We start from the raw sequence: 17,730 nt of genomic DNA, 5'->3' as shown, positions 1-17,730 counted from the left end.
GGGTTAGTTACGAATGGGATTTCGCATACTGTTTCACCGCGTCCATCGTTTTCTGGATATGCGTTTCCGGGTTTCTGTCAGTGTAGCTCAGCAGGATCTTGCCGTCCGGCGCGATAACGTAAGAGGTACGATCGGAGAGGGTTTTGCCCTTCATCTCCATCAGCGTGTCGTACTGCGCCGCCACTTTTGCGCCCGGATCGGCGGCAACGGTAAATTTATCGCGGCACTCCTCTTTGGAGAAGGCATCCACCTGCTCGGTATTACCGGCGGTAACGCCAATCACCGTCGCGCCAAGCTTTTTAAAATCATCCGTCGCTTCGGCAAAGGCGTGGGCTTCAATGGTGCACCCTTTACTGAATGCGGCCGGGAAGAAGTAGAGCACCACCGGCCCTTTTTGCAGCGCTTGCTTGAGTGAGAACGTGAGCGGTTTTCCCGCCAGCGCGCCCTGTAACTGGAAGTCGGGTGCCTGCGAACCGGTGGGCAGCGCCGCCTGTGCGCTGGCAACATTTAGCAGGGCTGCGGCAGAGAGGCTCAAAAAGAGTTTTTTCATCGGGGTCATCATGGGCTCCAGGTCAACGTTAAGTGTGCGTTCATCTACAGTTCGCTGGCGCAGAGGAAAAGGTTTCGCGGGCAGCGAAAAAAAAGTGAAAAATCTCATATGACCGCGCGGCGGGCGGGCAGAATCATAAGATTTATCTAATATGCTATATTCACTACTGCACTCTCCATCGTATCGAATCCCCTGTCGTCAGCTGTTTATCATGGTAAATAACCAATGGTTTATTACTCCGCTATTGAGAAGGGTAGCCTGCTGCGCCGTTATAACCGGCTGCTGGCGAAATACAGTACGCACCGACATGAGTTATCCCTGGCGCACATCGCTGACACCTTAGCCTGCACGGCGCGCTATGCACGATCCCTGCTGCAAGAGATGCAGGAGGAGGGGTGGCTCATCTGGCGCTCCAGACCGGGGCGCGGCGCGCTCGGCGTGTTGCAGTGCCAGATGAGCGTGGCAGCGCTGGAGAATATGCTTGGCAGCAATACCCCTGCGGCAGAGGTGAAAAGCGTGCCGGAAAACCACGGAACCTGTTACTCCCGCGACGGCTTTCACTATCACATCTCTTTCTATCGCCCGCTACAGGCGCCCGTGCCCTCTATTCATACCGATCGCGCCGGGCGGCATATTCTACAAATGGTGCATGCCGGGCTGACGCGCCATCTGCCGGAGCAGGCCGAGCCGGTTCCCTGTCTCGCACACACCATTCGGGTCAGTGATGATGGGCTGAGCTGGCACTTTATGCTGCGCCGCGGGCTGGTGTGGCACAACGGCGAGCCGTTAGATCCCGCGCAGTTGCAGACCACGCTTCAGCGTTACGCGGGCGGGCCTGGCTTGCCCCACGTGACGGATGTGATTGTGCAGGATTATGTGTTGATCATGCACCTCAGCCAACCGGATGCGATGCTGCTCTATCGGCTGGCAAGCCCGGTCTATGCGCTGGCGCACCCGGAAAATGGCGTGGTCGGCCTCGGGCCGTTTCAGCTTGGCAGCCATTCCGATGCGCAGATGACCCTCACCCGCGCACCCGGCTGGCATGGTGAAATGCCGCAGGCGAGCGAGATCGTCTACAACACGCCGCTGACCGCGACACCCTCTCCGGCGCTGGTGCGCCTCGATACCCCTCGCTCACACTTATCCCCCGAGCCGATGATCGTCCGCGAAAGTAGCGATGCGTTTTACTATGTCACCTTTAACCAACGGCGCGGCCGCCTGAGCCTCGCCCAGCAGGCGGTGATCCGCCAGATTGCGCAGTCGCTCGCCCGCGCGATGATGGAGCGGGAAGAGACGCTGGCACCGTTGCCGGCGTGGTTACTGCCGCCAACCGAGCCAGTGGCCCAGGCGCTGCTGCCAGCCACGCTCAATATCACCTACTTTCGATCTACCGAGATGAAAAAGCTGGTGGATGAGTTGATCAAAAGCCTGCGCTACCGCGGCTGTACGGTTAACACTAATCCGATCAGCGTTTCGCACTGGTTACTGCCCAACCAGCGCTGGGAAGAGGAGGATCTCTGTCTCGGCTTTCTGCGCTTTGACCAGCATGAAACCTTCAGCCTGGAGGAGCGCTATCGCCACAGCGAGATGTGGACCTGGTTCTGGGGGCATGCCCAGTGGCTGCGCGGCGTGCAACTGCTCGATCGCATCAATGCCGGGCCGGCGGCGCGTCACGGCGCGCGCATCCGGCGGCTGATGCGCTTTCTCAAAACCCACCATTTTGTGGTGCCGCTGTGTGCCCAGCGTTATCGCCTGACCACCCCCGTGTGCATCAAAAATATTGCCTGTTATTCGCAGGCCTGGCCCGACTACAGCCGTATCTGGACCGATGAACGGGAAGAGGAGGGGGGAACAACGCTTAATAAAGAGGTCGATGGCGAGTAAATTCGCAGTATACCCATTAACGGATAATGCACACGGGAAATAAGCCGGACGGTAAAACGAAACGGTAATTTAGCGAAGCGCTACGCTTACCTCTATTTACGGTGATAGCGATTTGGCAGCGTTTTTTTAGCCGTGCCCACACCTTGCTAACGCTATTGTTAATAGCGTTTTTTCTGTATTTAATTTTAATTATATGAAAAATAAGCAAAAAAAGCCACCCGAAGGTGGCTATCGAAAAGAGTGGTTATACATCACATATGACAGCTCACTACTGGTAATAAAAGTCAGTAATAGAGTTTGGTCACCGACCTTCCCGGCATAAGGCAACTGGAAAAATGGGCCTTTTCGAGAGGGAATTTTCACAGAGCCATCATTTCGTATTACCGGTAAAACGTCATGATGCAGTGCGTGGATGTATTTTCACGATTTCACGCTATGGCGTAAACAGGCTTTTTTTGTTTTGTTTCGTCAAATTTATAGAAGGAGTTTTTCGACCCTTTTCAATGGAGAAAGTGTGGCAATTAATCTACTGCAACCGCGCAGCCGTACAGTTTTTTTAACCGGAAAAAAGGGATCAAAATCAGCGCTTTTGTTTTTTCCTGCGCAGAGGGGCAATTCAGAGGGGGATTTTTAAGAAACATTTAGAAACATCTTGCTTTGTAAACCAGCGCGAAGCGTTGAGTGGCGCGGGATGGCGTAAAAAAGGGGTTGCAATTTGCGTCAGCAGAGGATGAGTAAAAAGCGTGCAGTGGAAAATGCTGGCTTGAGAGCACCGGAAATGAAACCGCGCGGTGTTTATTCCCGGTGCAGGTAGTGGGGCAAGCGCCTGAAAGCCGTGGTAAGGGTGATATGCGCGCTATACCGAGATGCGATAGACATTGCCGGAACCATCATTGCTGTGATTGCCGCTCTGCCCATAGAGTTGCGTCGTTGACGTCGCCCGGCTGACGATCTGCTTAACATCGTTAACCTTCTTCATATGCATCTCCAGCAGCTGATAGTTCTTCTGGTTCAGCTCGCTCGATTTTTTCACCACTAAAGTAATGCCTCTCCACAGCGCCGCCAGCTGCGGTTTATGGGGATAGGGTGAAGCGACACTCTGCTGGTTCTCCTCCTGCTTGCGCTGCTCATCATAAAAGTTGATGGCGGCAAGCAGGCGGCTTTTATTGTCAGAGATAATTTGCAGCGAAATCGGGTTGATCTGCGCCCGGCTTAGCTGCCCATTCTCTTCCACCAGCGTGCTCTCCAGCTCCTCCAGCAGGCCGGTGAGTTTTTTCAATATTACGGATAAATTTTCCATCTCTACTATTCGTCAGGTTTATGAGAACTGAAAGATGTCGCGGACCAGTGCGCTGGCAATCTTGTCGCTGTCCAGCGTTAACTCGCCCGCTTCCATCTTCGCCTTAACTTCAGCAACACGTGCGGTGTCGATATCACGGCTACTGTCAGCTTTAACGTGCTGCATCAATTGGCTCAGCTTGACCTGAGTACCGTTTGCACGATCGTCAGAAGTTGCTGCTGTGCCCATATCGTCATACTTTGCGCGCGGCTCGCCCTGCTGTTGTGCGGTGGTCGCCTGGATTGCGCGTGCTTGACTGGTGCGTTCAATGTTCATAAGTGTCCTGGTGATATCTTTTATGTGTGGCCTGTAATAAAGATATCGGCCCAGGCAAAATAAAACTGAAATCAGTTATCGATGTTGATGCTTACTGTCCCTTCTGAAACCGCGGTTGCCGCCACTACGCGGCCACTGCGCGTCTGTAGCCGTACCCGTTCATTTCGCGCCGCATTGTTCAACGCTTTGCCTTTGGCGTGGATCAAAAAACCATCACCGGGAGCGACAACCTCCACCTCCTGATTGGCCACCACCAGCCAGCGCTGACGCAGCTGATTTTCCGTCAGTGGCTGACCGGGGTGCAGGGTGCGTGTCGGCGTGCGCCCCACGATCTTACTGGCATCTAACAACAGCCCGGCGGGCAGCTTATCCAGCTCGCCGCGAAGGGGCTGAATATCACGCTGGCCAATGGTTTGCCCCGGTTTAAGCAGGCGGGCGGCGATCCAGTAGCGCCCGCTTGCGCTCACATTAACCTGAATAAAGTGCTGTTTCCTGCCGCATTTAGCGATCACGCTACGGTTACCGGTCAAACGCACCGGATGACCGGAAAGACGTAAATCAGGCTTTTCACACAGGGCGGCAAGTTTTGTGGCCGGGGTAAGAATGCGAATGCGCAGCTGCGGCGCGTTTTCCACCGATCCGTGATGATTAGCGGCCAGCAGTCCGGCAATGCGCGACGCAAGCTCGCCGTCGGGTGCACTCGCTGCCCGGACGGGAAGCGTGACGGCGCAGCAGAGCAGCAACAGGCAAAGCGGCCTTAATAGCATGTGCAGCATGTAGAACAACCTTATATATAAATAGAGGAAGGCGGATATCACGATTACTTTAATTGTAATCGAGGTCGGTAATTTGTTTATCGCGTAAATGCGCGCAGTTCTGTTTGTATATTGCCGATTTGCTGTTTCAGAGTATGTATAAAAACACTGTTTAGAAAACGATGCGTGTAACGAAGTATTCAAATGCGCTTATTTCTGTCGGATGTTTAAGGTATAGATTTATTAGGTTGTCTCTTAGACTATGCTCCGTAATCAATTAGCGAAGCAGGCGAGTCATTTCATGTTTGATAAACTTGATAATGAATTGCGTTTCCAGCAGCAGGCATTAAGCCTGATGTCACGGCGGCAGGATATTTTAGCCTCCAATATCGCGAATGCCGACACGCCGGGCTACCAGGCGCGAGACATTGATTTTTCAAAAGAGTTGAAAAATGCGATGACGCAGGAGACGCGAAATAATCATCCATTAACATTAGCTCTAACATCCGGGAAACATATTCCCGGCGTTGTGCCAAAAGCCGACGATCAACAATTACTTTACCGAATTCCGGATCAGCCAAGTGCGGATGGTAATACTGTCGATATGGACCGTGAGCGCGTTAATTTTGCAGATAACAATGTTAAGTATCAGTCGAGCTTAACCATCCTCGGCGCTCAAATTAAAGGTTTAATGAGCGTCATTAACCAGGGTTAATAATTTTCATGTCGCTGTTTAGTATTTTCGATATTTCCGGGTCGGCGATGACCGCCCAGTCAAAACGACTTAACGTCAGCGCCAGTAATATGGCAAATGCCGACAGTGTTGCCGGGCCGGATGGCAAACCCTATCGCGCCCGTCAGGTTATTTTCAATGTCGATAACGCTGCCGGTCAGGAGATTGGCGGCGTGAAAGTCAGCGGCGTGACGGAATCCGAAGCGCCCGATCGTCTGGTGTATGAACCGGCTAATCCGCTGGCGGATGAGCAGGGCTATGTGCATATGCCGAACGTCGATGTAGTGGGTGAGATGGTCAACACCATTTCGGCATCCCGCAGCTACCAGGCCAACGTCGAAGTGATGAACTCGGCGAAGAGTCTGATGCTGAAAACCCTGACGCTGGGTCAGTAAGGAGAAAACGATGGCAGTTTCACCGCTCATGACGCAAAGCGCCGTGACGACAAAAAGTACGTCAACCACGACGAACACCACTTCTTCCACGTCGTCGTCGAGCTCCAGCTCCGGGAGTGTCGGCACCGGTTCCACCGCGGATGAGCTGCTGGATAGTTTTATGACGCTGCTGGTGGCGCAGATGCAGAACCAGGACCCGACCGATCCGATGGATAACAACGACCTGACCGCTCAGCTGGCACAGTTCAACACGGCGGCGGGCGTGGAACAACTTAACACCACCATGAACAGCATGGGCACGCTGGTGGCCAGTATGCAGCAGATGAACTCCGCTGACTGGGTCGGCCGCGACATCATGATTCAGGGCGATCCGAAGGTCTCCACCGCCACCAATGGCAACCAGAAAGTGGGGCTTTCGCTGGACAGCGCCGCCGATGAAGTCACCGTCACGCTCACCGATGCGGCCGGCAATGCCTACAACGCGAAGCTGAAGAATGTGGAAGCGGGCGTGCATGAGTACACGCTGGATGATTTTGAAGATTTCCAGCCGAGCGACCCGCGTACCCAGGCGGACACCAGCTTTACGGTGTCGTTTACCGCCACCAATGCCGACGGCAGCGCGCCCGCGATTACCGCGCTGAAGCCGGCGAAAGTGCAGAGCGTCTCCTTCACCAGTTCAGGCGCTGTGCTGCAACTGGGCGTCGATGGCACCGCGTCGCTCAGCGATGTTTACCTTATTGAATAATTTTTCATTCAGAGTTGCGCGCTACGCGCACAGGACGTTTAACAAATGGGTTTCTCTCAAGGTCTTAGTGGATTAAACGCCTCATCGCAGGCGTTAGATGTGGTTGGTAACAACATCGCCAACTCGCAGACGGTAGGTTTTAAATCTGGCTCCGTGGCATTCGCCGACGTCTTCGCCGGCTCTCAGGTCGGGATGGGCGTACAGGTTGCCGGTGTAAACCAGAACTTCAGCGATGGCGTACTCGGCGCGGGCAGTAGCGCGCTGGATATGGGTATCCAGGGCAACGGCTTCTTCCGCATGGTGACAGAAGCGGGGCGCGTTTTTTATAGCCGCAATGGTCAGTTCCAGACCGATGAAAGCGGTTATGTGGTCAACAACCAGGGCATGCGTCTGACCGGTTATATGGCCACCGGCACACCGCCGGCGATCCAGCAGGGCGCACCGGTAGGCGCGATCCAGATCCCGACCGGGCAGATGCCGGCGCGTGCCTCTGACGCGGGTTCTATCTCCGGTAACCTCGACTCCGGTAACGACGTTGTCTCCGTGACCCCGTTCGATCCGACGGATGGCGACTCCTATACCTACTCCACGCAGGTGAACGCCTACGACAGCCTCGGTAACGAGCACGCGATTAACGTCTACTACGTGAAAACCGCGGATAACCAGTGGACGGCTTACTCGGTGGACTCTACATCACCGGGCACCACCAGCTCCGTGAATCTGACGTTTGATACCTCCGGCAAGCTGACCACCAACCCGGCTGAACTGGCCGTCGACGGCGCGGCTTACCAGGGCGGCGCGGCGCTCAACTTCAACCTCGATCTCTCTGGCCTCAGCCAGCAGGCATCGGAAAACACCATGGACAGCCCGAGCACCACCGGTTATCCGCCGGGATTGATGAACGGCTACACCGTCGGGGATAACGGCCAGATCATCGCCTCCTACAGCAACGGCGAAAGCCAGCTACTGGGCCAGGTGGTGCTGAGCAACTTCACCAACCCGGGCGGCCTCCAGTCTGCGGGCAACAACTGCTGGACCGAGACGCCGGAATCCGGGCAGCCGGTAATCGGTATTGCCGACACCGGTAACCTCGGTTCGCTGCGCGGCAACATGCTGGAAGCCTCCAACGTGGATCTGAGTAAAGAGATGGTGAACATGATCGTTTACCAGCGTAACTACCAGTCCAACTCGCAAACCATCAAAACCCAGTCTGAGCTGCTGCAGACGCTGGTTAACCTGGGTTAATGGCTGATGGATCGCGCGATATATACCGCAATGGGTGCCGCTAACGCGGCCCTTAACCGCCAGGCGGTGACCTCAAACAACCTGGCAAACGCGTCGACCAACGGGTTTCGGGCGCAGATCGCCGCGTATCGCGCGATCCCGGTGCACGGCCCGTCGCTGGAGACCCGCACCATGGTGACAGAGTCAACGCCATGGAGCGATAACACCATGGGCGCGATGCAGGCCACCGGGCGCAACCTCGACGTGGCGATGCCGCAGAACGGCTGGCTGGCAGTGCAACTGCCCGACGGCAGTGAAGGCTACACCAAAGATGGCAACATCGAAGTGGACGCCGACGGCCAGTTGCGCGTGCACGGCATGCCGCTGATTGGCGATGGCGGCCCGATTGCCGTCCCACCGCAGGCAGAACTGACGCTCGCCGCCGACGGCACCATTACCGCGCTGGGCGCCGGCGATGAGCCTTCTGCGCTGGCACAGGTTGGCCGCCTGAAAATGGTCAATGCCACGCCTGGCGTACTGAAACATGGCGACGACGGTCTGTTTCACGTCGCCGATCCGGCCGCTGCCGCCGTGCTGCCCGCCGATGCCGATCTGCGTCTGATGCCCGGCATGCTGGAGGGGAGCAATGTCAGCCCGGTGAAATCGATGGTGGAGATGATCGCCACCTCACGCGGCTTTGACATGAACATGAAAGTCATCACCACCGTCGATGACAACGAACAGAAAGCCAACCAGTTACTGAGCGCCAGTTAGGCCGCGGTAAGGAGAAATACAGCATGATCCGCTCTTTATGGATTGCGAAAACCGGCCTCGAAGCCCAGCAAACCAATATGGATGTGATTTCCAACAACCTGGCGAACGTCAGCACCAACGGCTTTAAACGCCAGCGGGCGGTGTTTGAGGATCTGATCTATCAGACCCTGCGCCAGCCGGGCGCGCAGTCGTCCGAGCAGACCACCATCCCGTCCGGTTTACAGCTGGGGACCGGTGTGCGTCCGGTGGCGACCGAGCGCATTCACAGCCAGGGCAGCCTGACGCAGACCAACAACAGCAAGGATGTCGCCATTGAAGGCGGCGGCTTCTTCCAGGTGCTGCTGCCGGACGGCACCACCGCCTATACCCGCGATGGCTCTTTCCAGTTTGACCAGAACGGTCAGCTGGTGACCTCCAGCGGTTATCAGGTTCAGCCGGCTATCACCATCCCGCAGGATGCGCAGAGCCTGACCATCGGCAACGACGGTACGGTAAGCGTCACGGTGCCTGGCCAGACCGCGCCGCAGCAGGTGGGACAGCTGACGCTGAGTTCGTTTATCAACGACTCCGGCCTTGAAAGTATTGGTGAAAACCTCTATCGCGAAACGCAATCGTCGGGTGCACCGAATGAATCCACGCCGGGTCTCAACGGCGCGGGCACCCTGAAGCAGGGCTATGTCGAAACCTCCAACGTTAACGTGGCGGAAGAGCTGGTCAACATGATCCAGACCCAGCGCGCCTATGAAATTAACAGTAAGGCGGTCTCGGCCTCTGACCAGATGCTGCAACGATTGTCACAACTTTGAACCCTGGCCGCGGGCACGCTCGCGGCTGCATTACCTGTAGTGAATATGATGACTAATCTCCCTTGCTCTGAAACCACGCTGGGCCGTATGGCCTCAACGCTCCTGTTAATGAGTCTGTTAACCGGCTGCGCCTACATTCCACAAAAACCACTGGTAGGGGGGGAAACCTCTGCCGCGCCTACGCCGGTTGCTGCCGCATCGGTTAACGGCGCAATTTTTCAGTCAGGGCAGGCGATGAATTATGGTTATCAACCGATGTTTGAGGACCGCCGTCCGCGCAATGTCGGTGACACGCTGACCATTGCGTTGCAGGAAAACGTCAGCGCCAGCAAAAGCTCCTCCGCCACCGCCTCGCGCGATGGCTCGACGGATGTGGGCATGAGCACCGTACCGGGCTTCCTCTCCGGGCTGGTGGGCGGCGGCAAAGCCGATGCCTCACTGAGCGGCACCAACGACTTCGCCGGTAAAGGCGGAGCGGCAGCGAAAAATACCTTTAGCGGCACCATCACCGTGACGGTGAAACAGGTGCTGGAAAACGGCAACCTGGCCGTGGTCGGGGAAAAACAGATCGCCATTAATCAGGGAACGGAGTTCATCCGCTTCTCCGGCATTGTGAACCCGCGCACCATCAGCGCCAGCAACACCGTTGTATCCACCCAGGTGGCAGATGCGCGCATTGAATATGTCGGTAACGGCTATATCAACGAAGCGCAGCAGATGGGCTGGTTGCAACGCCTGTTCCTTAACCTTTCTCCTTTTTGATTGATGATGAAAATGTTTTCCTTTACGCGTTACCTGGCGCTCTTCTGCTGTCTGTCGGCACTCATTGCCGGCCAGGCCAGCGCTGAGCGGATCCGGGATCTCACCTCGATTCAGGGCGTTCGCGGCAACTCCCTGATGGGCTACGGCCTGGTGGTAGGTCTGGATGGCACCGGCGATCAGACCATGCAGACGCCGTTTACCACCCAGAGCCTCAACAATATGCTCTCGCAGCTCGGTATAACCGTGCCTGCGGGGGTCAATATGCAGCTGAAAAACGTCGCCGCAGTAATGGTGACGGCGGAGCTGCCGCCCTTTGCCCGTGCAGGGGAGAAGATCGACGTCGTGGTCTCCTCCATGGGCAACGCCAAAAGTTTACGCGGCGGTACGCTGCTGATGACGCCGCTGAAAGGCGCGGACAGCCAGATCTACGCCCTGGCGCAGGGGAACCTGCTGGTTTCCGGCGCAGGCGCGCAGGCGGGCGGCAACCGGGTGCAGGTTAACCAGCTGAACGGCGCACGAATCAGCGGCGGCGCAACGGTTGAGCGCGAGGTGCCCTCTAACTTCGCTGGGCAGAGCACGCTGAAACTGGTGCTGAACCAGGATGACTTCACCGTTGCCCAGCAGATCAGCGATGCCATTAACCGTCGCTATGGCGGTGCAGCGGTGGCGGAAGATGCCCGTACCGTGAGCCTGCGTGCTCCGGCCGACAGCGCGGCTCGCGTACGCTTCCTCTCGGCGGTGCAGGATCTGCCGCTGCGGGTCGACGCGGGTGATGCGCGCATCATTATTAACTCCCGTACCGGTTCGGTGGTGATGAATGGTCATGTCTCCCTCGATACCTGCGCCGTGGCGCAGGGGGATTTGACGGTGGAAGTGGCGCAAAACCAGCAGGTTAACCAGCCCAATACGCCGCTGGCAGGCGGGCAGACGGTGGTGACGCAAAATACGCAGCTCTCAGTGCGTGAACAGAACGGCTCCCTGCAACGTGTGCAGACCAGCACCGATCTCAACAATGTCGTCCGCGCCCTTAATGGCCTTGGCGCAACGCCGAATGATTTGATGGCAATCCTGCAATCGATGAAAAGCGCAGGCTGTCTGCATGCCCGTCTGGAGATCAACTGATGATTGGCCCATCCGTGCCGCAAGATGCGGCGTTTGATGCCCACAGTCTCGATAAGTTAAAGCTGGCGGCGCGCAATGATTCGCCGCAGGCGCTCAAAGCCGTCGCGAAACAGATGGAGGGCCTGTTCGTGCAGATGATGCTGAAAAGCATGCGACAGGCCAGCTTTAAGGATGGGCTGTTCAACACTCAGCAGTCGGAGATGTTCACCTCGCTGTATGACCAGCAGATTTCGCAGAATATCGCCGACAAAGGCAAGATGGGCTTCGCCGATCTGATGGTCAAACAGCTGAGCGGCAAAAGCGATGCGGTGGCGGAAACGGCCACCGCGACGCGTGAAGTTCCCCTTAATATCAGCCCGGCACGCTTTATTGGCGTGCCGCTGCGTCTGCAAACAGAGGTTCCGCAACAGGCGCAGGCCAACAATGAACGGGCAGCGCAGCCCGAGGTCCCTGCGATCCCCGGCGGCGGTTTTATTTCCCGCATGATGGCGCCAGCAATGGCGGTGGCCCGTTTAAGCGGCATTCCTCATCAATTAATTATTGCCCAGGCGGCGCTGGAGTCCGGCTGGGGTAAACGGGAAATACTCACCGAGGAGGGTAAACCGAGCCATAACTTATTTGGCGTAAAAGCTACCGCAGAGTGGCACGGTGAAACGACCGAAATAACCACTACCGAATATGAAAATGGCGTGGCGCAAAAAATAAAGGATAAATTTAAAGTCTATTCCTCTTATGCCGAAGCGCTAGAAGATTATACGTCGTTAATTAGTCGTAATCCTCGTTATAAAAATGTTGTGAAATCGGAAACGCCGGAAATAGCGGCAAAAGCGTTGCAGACCGCGGGATATGCAACGGATCCGGCCTATGCGAAAAAATTGATCAATATCATTCAGCAGGTGCGAAATAAGGTGAGTGAAGCGACTGAGGCATATTCCTCGGATTTTTCCTCATTATTTTAGGCTGCGGGCTTTAGCGAAATTTTACAGGGCCGATAAATATAGAGAGCACTACTTTTATCGGGGGCTTCTTATCTCCTCCTCCTCTGGTAAGGATCGATACCAATGAATTTAATCAATCTGGCCCAGTCCGGGCTTAACGCCGCGCAGAACGCGTTAAATGTGGTGGGTAATAACTTGTCAAATGCCACAACAACAGGCTACAGCCGCCAGAATATTATTCTCGGCGAGGCGGGTGGGAAATCCACAAGCTATGGCTTCTTCGGCTATGGCGTAAAAGTGGGCGATGTACAGCGCGCTTACGACGGTTTTATGACCAACCAGGTACGTGGCGCGACCACCGAATTTTACTCCCTTAATAGCCGCTATCAGCAGGTCAGCCAAATCGATGACATGCTCGGCGACAACACCAACAATATCTCCGTCACCATGGATAGCTTATTTGAAGCCATGGAATCGGTCAGTAAAGACCCCGTCGATCCGGCCGCGCGCCAAAGTGTGCTTGCCGAGTTTAACGCGCTGGCGAACCAGTATCGCAGCAACAGCAAAACGTTAAACGGCCTTGAGCAGAGCACCAACACGCAGATTAGCCAGAGCGTTGACGACATCAACTCCTACACCAAACAGCTGGCAACCCTCAATAAACAGATTGAGAAGGTTCACGGCCAGACCGGCGGTATGCCTGCCGACCTGCTGGATCAGCGCGACCAGTTACTCAGCCAGCTGAGCGAAAAGATCGGCATTAAAGTGACTGAAAACAGCGATACCGGCGCGGTTAACATCTCGATGCAAAACGGCATGGCGCTGGTGAGCGGCGGGAAATCCTATGAATTAGAAGCCAGCGCCTCGGCAAGCGATCCGAACACCACCGTGGTGGCCTACGTTGACGCCTCCGGCAACGCCTTACCGCTGGATGAAGAGAAAACCACCGGCGAGCTGGGCGGGCTGTTCAAGTTCCGTAATGAAGATCTGGTCTCGGCGCGCGATCAGCTTAACCAGCTGGCGTTGCAGATGGCGAACAAATTCAACGAAGTGAATGCTCAGGGTTACGATCTTGACGGCAATCCCGGCGGCGATCTCTTCAACATTGCCGATCCGCTGGCGGTGGGCAACATCAACAACACCGGTACCGGTTCGCTGGATGTCAATTTCACGGACATTCCGTCGGTGAAAGCTGAAGATTACGAACTGGTCTATAACGGCCCGGGCAGCACCGACTGGAGTATCACCACCAGCGATGGCCGCAGCATCACGCCGACGATTGGCACAAATGGCGAACTGGAGTTTGAAGGCATCTCCGTAACGCCAGGCGGCACTCCGCAGCCGGGCGACAGCTTCACCCTCAACCCGACCGACGGCGCGGCGGATAACCTGTCCGTGGCGATCACCGACGGCGATCAGATCGCGGCGGCGAAATCTGCCGATCCCGACGATCAGAGCGATAACGAAAACATCCTCGATCTGATTGCGATTAAAGATGAAGAGGTGGTCGATGGTAAGACGCTCTCCGGCGCCTACGCCAGCCTGGTCAGCTCCGTTGGCTCCTCGGTCAGTGCGCTGAAAGCGGACATGTCGACTGCCGCGAACGTTTATGACGAGTGGGCGTTGCAGCAGCAGTCCGTTTCCGGGGTGGATATCACGGAAGAGTACGTCAACTTGCAGATGTTCTCTCAGTACTACCAGGCGAACGCGCAGGTGCTGCAAACCGCGAATACGCTGTTCGACACCATTTTAAATATCCGTTAATCGCGCCCGGGTAACCGGGTTGCTTAACCTTTGATCGGGAAATAACGATGCGTCTTAGCACAAGTTATATTTTTCAAAACCGCATAGACAGCCTGGGCGACGCGATGACGGGTTACAACGACCTGGCGACCCGCCTCTCTGCTGGCCAGACGCTGCTGAAGCCCTCTGACGATCCAACCGGCGCGTCGCAGTCTGTCACTTTACAAACGGCGCTGTCGCGCATGAGCCAGTTCGACACCGCGCGCACCTACGCGCAGGATGCATTAGGCCAGGAAGATAACACCCTGGACTCTATCGGCAACTTGCTGACAGAGAACCTGACGCAGAAAGTGATTGCCGGTGGTAACGGTGCTTACTCTGACGAAGATCGCGCCGCGCTGGCGGAAGAGTTACAGGGCATCCGCGATAACCTGCTGGATCTGGCGAACACCAAAAACAGCGACGGTCGCTACATTTTTGCCGGCTATAAAACCGGCAGCGCGCCGTTCCAGGCCGATGGCACCTATGTCGGCGGCGATACCGCCATGACGCAGGTGGTCTCTGACAGCACCGAAATGCAGGTCGGTCATACCGGCTCAGAGGTGTTTATGAGCGGCACGCCGGACGATCTGTTTGAAGCCCTCGACAACGCGATTGCGCAGTTGAAACAGCCGGTCACCAGCGATGCCGACAGGGACGCGCTGCAGGCTGTGCTGGATGATTCCAATGTCAGCATCAAGAAGAATATTGATAACCTCGGCAAGGTGCGCGCCACCGTCGGTACCAATATGCAGCAGATTGAATCGCTGGGATTCAGCGCTGAGGCTCAAAGCATCAATGTGCAGAGCCGCCTGCAGGAAACCTTAGGTTCGGACTGGGACTCGATGATTACCCTGTTATCCCAGTCAAAGATGTCGGAATTCGCGCTTAATTCTTCCATGACGGTATTTCAGTCAATGCAGCAGCTCTCTATTTTCAAAGTAATGGGTTGATGCCTGCCGCTGATTGTTAATGCCATAAGCTTTAATGGAATTGTTATTAGACGCTTATTCTTCAATGCATTCTTCCTGCGCGGAGGGTGCATTTTATTCCCTATTATTCAGGTTCAGCTATGTTTAAAGATTTGAAAATATCCACAGGAATAAACCTCCTGCTTGGTCTGTTAATTGTATGTATTATTGCGGTGTCAAGTTATGCCTTGACCAGCGCCAAATCATCATCAGATAACTTTGATGATGCGGTAATGACCAACAATAATATCGATACGTTAAATAGCGCTATTCTTGGCCTCACTAACGCCATGGCGCAGGTCAATGCCGGGATGCTGGCGACAATGATTAACCAGCCGGTTAATCAGGGCGATATTGATAATGCGAAAAAGATGTTCGCCCAGGCCGAAAAGGACATGAGCGAATTTTTGTCCACGCCTTTCAAAACGGAAAAAGAGGAGCTTATTGCCAAGGATATTCATAAGCGTTTTGAAAGCGTTCTGGAGTTTTCGCTGAAAAAAATTAACTACATTAACAACCCAACCAGTTACACCAATGACGTTGTTGATGAAGCGAAACAGCGTATTGCTTTAAAAGAGCTGGCGGATGAGTACCTCACTTTTGCCGAAGAGCTGGTGACAGGGTTTGGCGAGACAGCCCAAAGCGATGCGCAGCGTATGACGATGTTCGCCATGTTTGCGCTGATTCTTGCGGTCATCTGCGCAGTGGTTTCCCGCATCTGGTTAAAACGTACTATTTTCACCCGCCTGGATCAGGCGATTGCCGCCTTCCAGTCCATCGCTTCCGGTAACCTGAGCACCCGCATTGAGGCTGGCGCGCAGAATGAGATCGGCAAAATGCTGACGGAAGTAGAAGGTATGCGCCAGTCGCTGACCGACACCGTCTACGGCATTCGTAACGGCGTGAAGCACATCTATAGCAACGCGCAGGAGATTGCGACCAGCAACAACGATCTCTCTTCTCGTACCGAGCAGCAGGCCTCTGCGCTGCAGGAAACCGCCGCCAGCATGGAAGAGCTGAAAATCACCGTTCGTCAGAATGCCGACAACGCCCATAGCGCACAGCAACTGGCGGAAAGCGCCAGCGTCAGCGCGCAGAAAGGCGGCGAAGTGATGAGCAATCTTGACAAGATCATGGTGGAAATCACCGCCAACTCCCGTCAAATTGCTGACATCAACAGCGTTATTGATAGCATTGCGAACCAGACCAATATCCTCGCGCTGAACGCCGCAGTTGAAGCGGCTCGTGCGGGCGAACAGGGTCGCGGTTTTGCGGTGGTCGCGGGTGAAGTGCGTAACCTGGCGAAACGCAGCGCCGACGCGGCGAAAGAGATCCGCCAGCTGATCAACACCTGTGTTACCAATATGAATACCGGCTCCCAGGAAGTTGAACTGGCCGGGGCATCAATGCAGGAGATTGTGAAATCCGTAGTGCAGGTGACCGACATTATGGCGGAAATCACCTCGGCGTCCGATGAGCAGAGCACCGGTATTAACCAGATTGCTCAGGCGGTAAATGAGATGGATCTGGTTACCCAACAGAATGCCCAGATGGTAGAGAACGCGGCGAAAACCGCCACCAGCGTTGAGCAGCATGCCAGCAATCTTGATCAAATCGTGGCGCAATTTGTGGTTAATGAACATCACGTTTCCGTAAGTGCGCGTGAACAGCATGGTATAGAAACAGTGCGTCCTGTTATTTCCACCACACGAAAAGATTTCGTTCCTGTTAAAAAATCCGAAGGTGATTGGGAAACGTTTTAATTTCGCGAAGTTCGGGCGGGAAATAAAGTCGCAATATGTTCAACTTTACGGTTTCTTATCAGGCTATTTGATTTGGCGATAATCAATAATAATTTAATTCTATTATTATCATCCCGGAAATTGTAATAGTGAATGGCTTATACAGTCCCGAAGGGACAATTCAAAAAGAGCAACTGTGGGCTAAATATGGTTATTTAGTCCGCTATGAAGCACTGAAAATGCAATCAAGATTATCAGCCAGCGTGGAAATTGACGATCTTATTCAGGCCGGTGCTATTGCTCTGCTTGACGCAATCGATCAGTTTGACCCGAAAAAAGGGGTCAAACTTAGCGTCTATATTGCCCAGCGTCTGCGTTGGGCATTTATGGATGAACTGCGTGAACATGATTGGGTTCCGCGACGCGTGCGCCGTAAAACCCGCGAAGTCTCCTCCGCCATTATGCGCGTTGAACAACGTTCCGGCGGCGCGGCCTCGGAATCCGATGTGGCCGCTGAGCTTGGCATGACGCTGCAGGAGTATCAGCAGATCCTCGCCGACACTAACACCAGCATGCTCTGTTCGCTGGACGAGTTGCAGGAGTTGCTGGCCGATGGTGTCGAGCTGGCGGAGCTTGAGCAGGATCACCTTGATCCCCTCAATGACGCCGTGCTGGGCGATTTAACCCGGCAGGTCAGTAATGAGATCCGCGAGCTGCCGGAGCGCGAACAGATGTTGCTCAATCTCTATTATCAACAAGAGCTGAATATGAAGGAGGTGGGATCGCTACTGGGCATTACCGAAACTCGCGTCAGCCAATTACATAGCCAGACGATTAAACGTTTGCGTGCGCGGCTGGAAGGTCGGGGCTGGGAATCATAAGGTTATAAGTAATATCTCATGCCGATAATAAATTAATCCTCGATGAATGAC

The 17,730-nt window shown here is 55.0% G+C and carries 18 protein-coding genes; 14 read left to right on the top strand and 4 right to left on the bottom strand.

Features of this window, described 5'->3' with window-relative positions; all coding sequences use genetic code 11:
• Positions 1 to 7: 7 nt before the first annotated feature.
• Entirely contained in the window at positions 8 to 559 is a 552-nt protein-coding gene (locus tag BWI95_RS04885) for a peroxiredoxin (RefSeq protein ID WP_054803950.1), read from the bottom strand.
• 216 nt (positions 560 to 775) lie between these two features.
• Here BWI95_RS04885 and BWI95_RS04880 point away from each other — a divergent pair, with 216 nt between their 5' ends.
• Positions 776 to 2,434 (top strand): SgrR family transcriptional regulator, encoded by a 1,659-nt coding sequence (locus BWI95_RS04880; RefSeq protein ID WP_076769092.1) that lies wholly within the window; start codon positions 776 to 778, stop codon positions 2,432 to 2,434.
• Between the two features lie 856 nt (positions 2,435 to 3,290).
• Here BWI95_RS04880 and BWI95_RS04875 read toward each other — a convergent pair.
• From BWI95_RS04875 to flgA, 3 genes are all read right to left on the bottom strand, one after another.
• Positions 3,291 to 3,734, bottom strand: coding sequence for a flagella synthesis protein FlgN (locus tag BWI95_RS04875; RefSeq protein WP_076769091.1), 444 nt, complete (start codon positions 3,732 to 3,734; stop codon positions 3,291 to 3,293).
• Between the two features lie 18 nt (positions 3,735 to 3,752).
• The gene (gene flgM, locus BWI95_RS04870; RefSeq protein WP_042712499.1) at positions 3,753 to 4,049 is read right to left on the bottom strand and encodes a flagellar biosynthesis anti-sigma factor FlgM; all 297 of its coding nucleotides are present in this window, start codon (positions 4,047 to 4,049) and stop codon (positions 3,753 to 3,755) included.
• 71 nt (positions 4,050 to 4,120) lie between these two features.
• Positions 4,121 to 4,825, bottom strand: a complete 705-nt coding sequence (gene flgA, locus BWI95_RS04865) for a flagellar basal body P-ring formation chaperone FlgA (protein WP_083699334.1) — start codon at positions 4,823 to 4,825, stop codon at positions 4,121 to 4,123.
• A 280-nt stretch (positions 4,826 to 5,105) separates the two neighbouring features.
• On the opposite strand from flgA, the gene flgB reads away from it, so the two are divergent.
• From flgB to BWI95_RS04800, 13 genes are all read left to right on the top strand, one after another.
• A complete protein-coding gene (gene flgB / locus BWI95_RS04860; RefSeq protein ID WP_054803955.1) occupies positions 5,106 to 5,519 on the top strand; it encodes a flagellar basal body rod protein FlgB in 414 nt (137 codons plus the stop codon).
• A gap of 8 nt (positions 5,520 to 5,527) precedes the next feature.
• A complete protein-coding gene (gene flgC / locus BWI95_RS04855) occupies positions 5,528 to 5,932 on the top strand; it encodes a flagellar basal body rod protein FlgC (RefSeq protein ID WP_042712495.1) in 405 nt (134 codons plus the stop codon).
• 10 nt (positions 5,933 to 5,942) lie between these two features.
• The gene (locus BWI95_RS04850; RefSeq protein WP_054803956.1) at positions 5,943 to 6,677 is read left to right on the top strand and encodes a flagellar hook assembly protein FlgD; all 735 of its coding nucleotides are present in this window, start codon (positions 5,943 to 5,945) and stop codon (positions 6,675 to 6,677) included.
• A gap of 45 nt (positions 6,678 to 6,722) precedes the next feature.
• Positions 6,723 to 7,922: a flagellar hook protein FlgE gene (flgE, locus tag BWI95_RS04845; RefSeq protein ID WP_054803957.1), complete on the top strand. Its 1,200-nt coding sequence runs from the start codon at positions 6,723 to 6,725 to the stop codon at positions 7,920 to 7,922.
• Between the two features lie 6 nt (positions 7,923 to 7,928).
• Positions 7,929 to 8,675, top strand: a complete 747-nt coding sequence (locus BWI95_RS04840; RefSeq protein ID WP_076769090.1) for a flagellar basal body rod protein FlgF — start codon at positions 7,929 to 7,931, stop codon at positions 8,673 to 8,675.
• Between the two features lie 23 nt (positions 8,676 to 8,698).
• Complete coding sequence (gene flgG, locus BWI95_RS04835) at positions 8,699 to 9,481, top strand: flagellar basal-body rod protein FlgG (RefSeq protein WP_042712490.1); 783 nt, start codon at positions 8,699 to 8,701, stop codon at positions 9,479 to 9,481.
• An 87-nt stretch (positions 9,482 to 9,568) separates the two neighbouring features.
• Positions 9,569 to 10,243: a flagellar basal body L-ring protein FlgH gene (locus tag BWI95_RS04830; protein WP_373456979.1), complete on the top strand. Its 675-nt coding sequence runs from the start codon at positions 9,569 to 9,571 to the stop codon at positions 10,241 to 10,243.
• A 3-nt stretch (positions 10,244 to 10,246) separates the two neighbouring features.
• A complete protein-coding gene (locus tag BWI95_RS04825) occupies positions 10,247 to 11,365 on the top strand; it encodes a flagellar basal body P-ring protein FlgI (RefSeq protein WP_076769089.1) in 1,119 nt (372 codons plus the stop codon).
• Complete coding sequence (gene flgJ / locus BWI95_RS04820) at positions 11,365 to 12,324, top strand: flagellar assembly peptidoglycan hydrolase FlgJ (protein WP_054803959.1); 960 nt, start codon at positions 11,365 to 11,367, stop codon at positions 12,322 to 12,324. The genes BWI95_RS04825 and flgJ overlap by 1 nt, the downstream gene beginning before the upstream one ends.
• A gap of 102 nt (positions 12,325 to 12,426) precedes the next feature.
• Positions 12,427 to 14,067 (top strand): flagellar hook-associated protein FlgK, encoded by a 1,641-nt coding sequence (flgK, locus tag BWI95_RS04815; protein ID WP_054803960.1) that lies wholly within the window; start codon positions 12,427 to 12,429, stop codon positions 14,065 to 14,067.
• 47 nt (positions 14,068 to 14,114) lie between these two features.
• A complete protein-coding gene (gene flgL, locus BWI95_RS04810) occupies positions 14,115 to 15,038 on the top strand; it encodes a flagellar hook-associated protein FlgL (protein ID WP_054803961.1) in 924 nt (307 codons plus the stop codon).
• Positions 15,039 to 15,157: 119 nt separating this feature from the next.
• A complete protein-coding gene (locus tag BWI95_RS04805) occupies positions 15,158 to 16,819 on the top strand; it encodes a methyl-accepting chemotaxis protein (RefSeq protein ID WP_076769088.1) in 1,662 nt (553 codons plus the stop codon).
• Positions 16,820 to 16,947: 128 nt separating this feature from the next.
• Positions 16,948 to 17,679: an RNA polymerase sigma factor FliA gene (locus tag BWI95_RS04800; protein ID WP_042712475.1), complete on the top strand. Its 732-nt coding sequence runs from the start codon at positions 16,948 to 16,950 to the stop codon at positions 17,677 to 17,679.
• Positions 17,680 to 17,730: the final 51 nt, after the last annotated feature.

Source organism: Kosakonia cowanii JCM 10956 = DSM 18146 (assembly GCF_001975225.1).
In the GTDB taxonomy this organism is placed as follows: domain Bacteria; phylum Pseudomonadota; class Gammaproteobacteria; order Enterobacterales; family Enterobacteriaceae; genus Kosakonia; species Kosakonia cowanii.
This window is presented reverse-complemented; position numbering and strand designations above follow the sequence as displayed.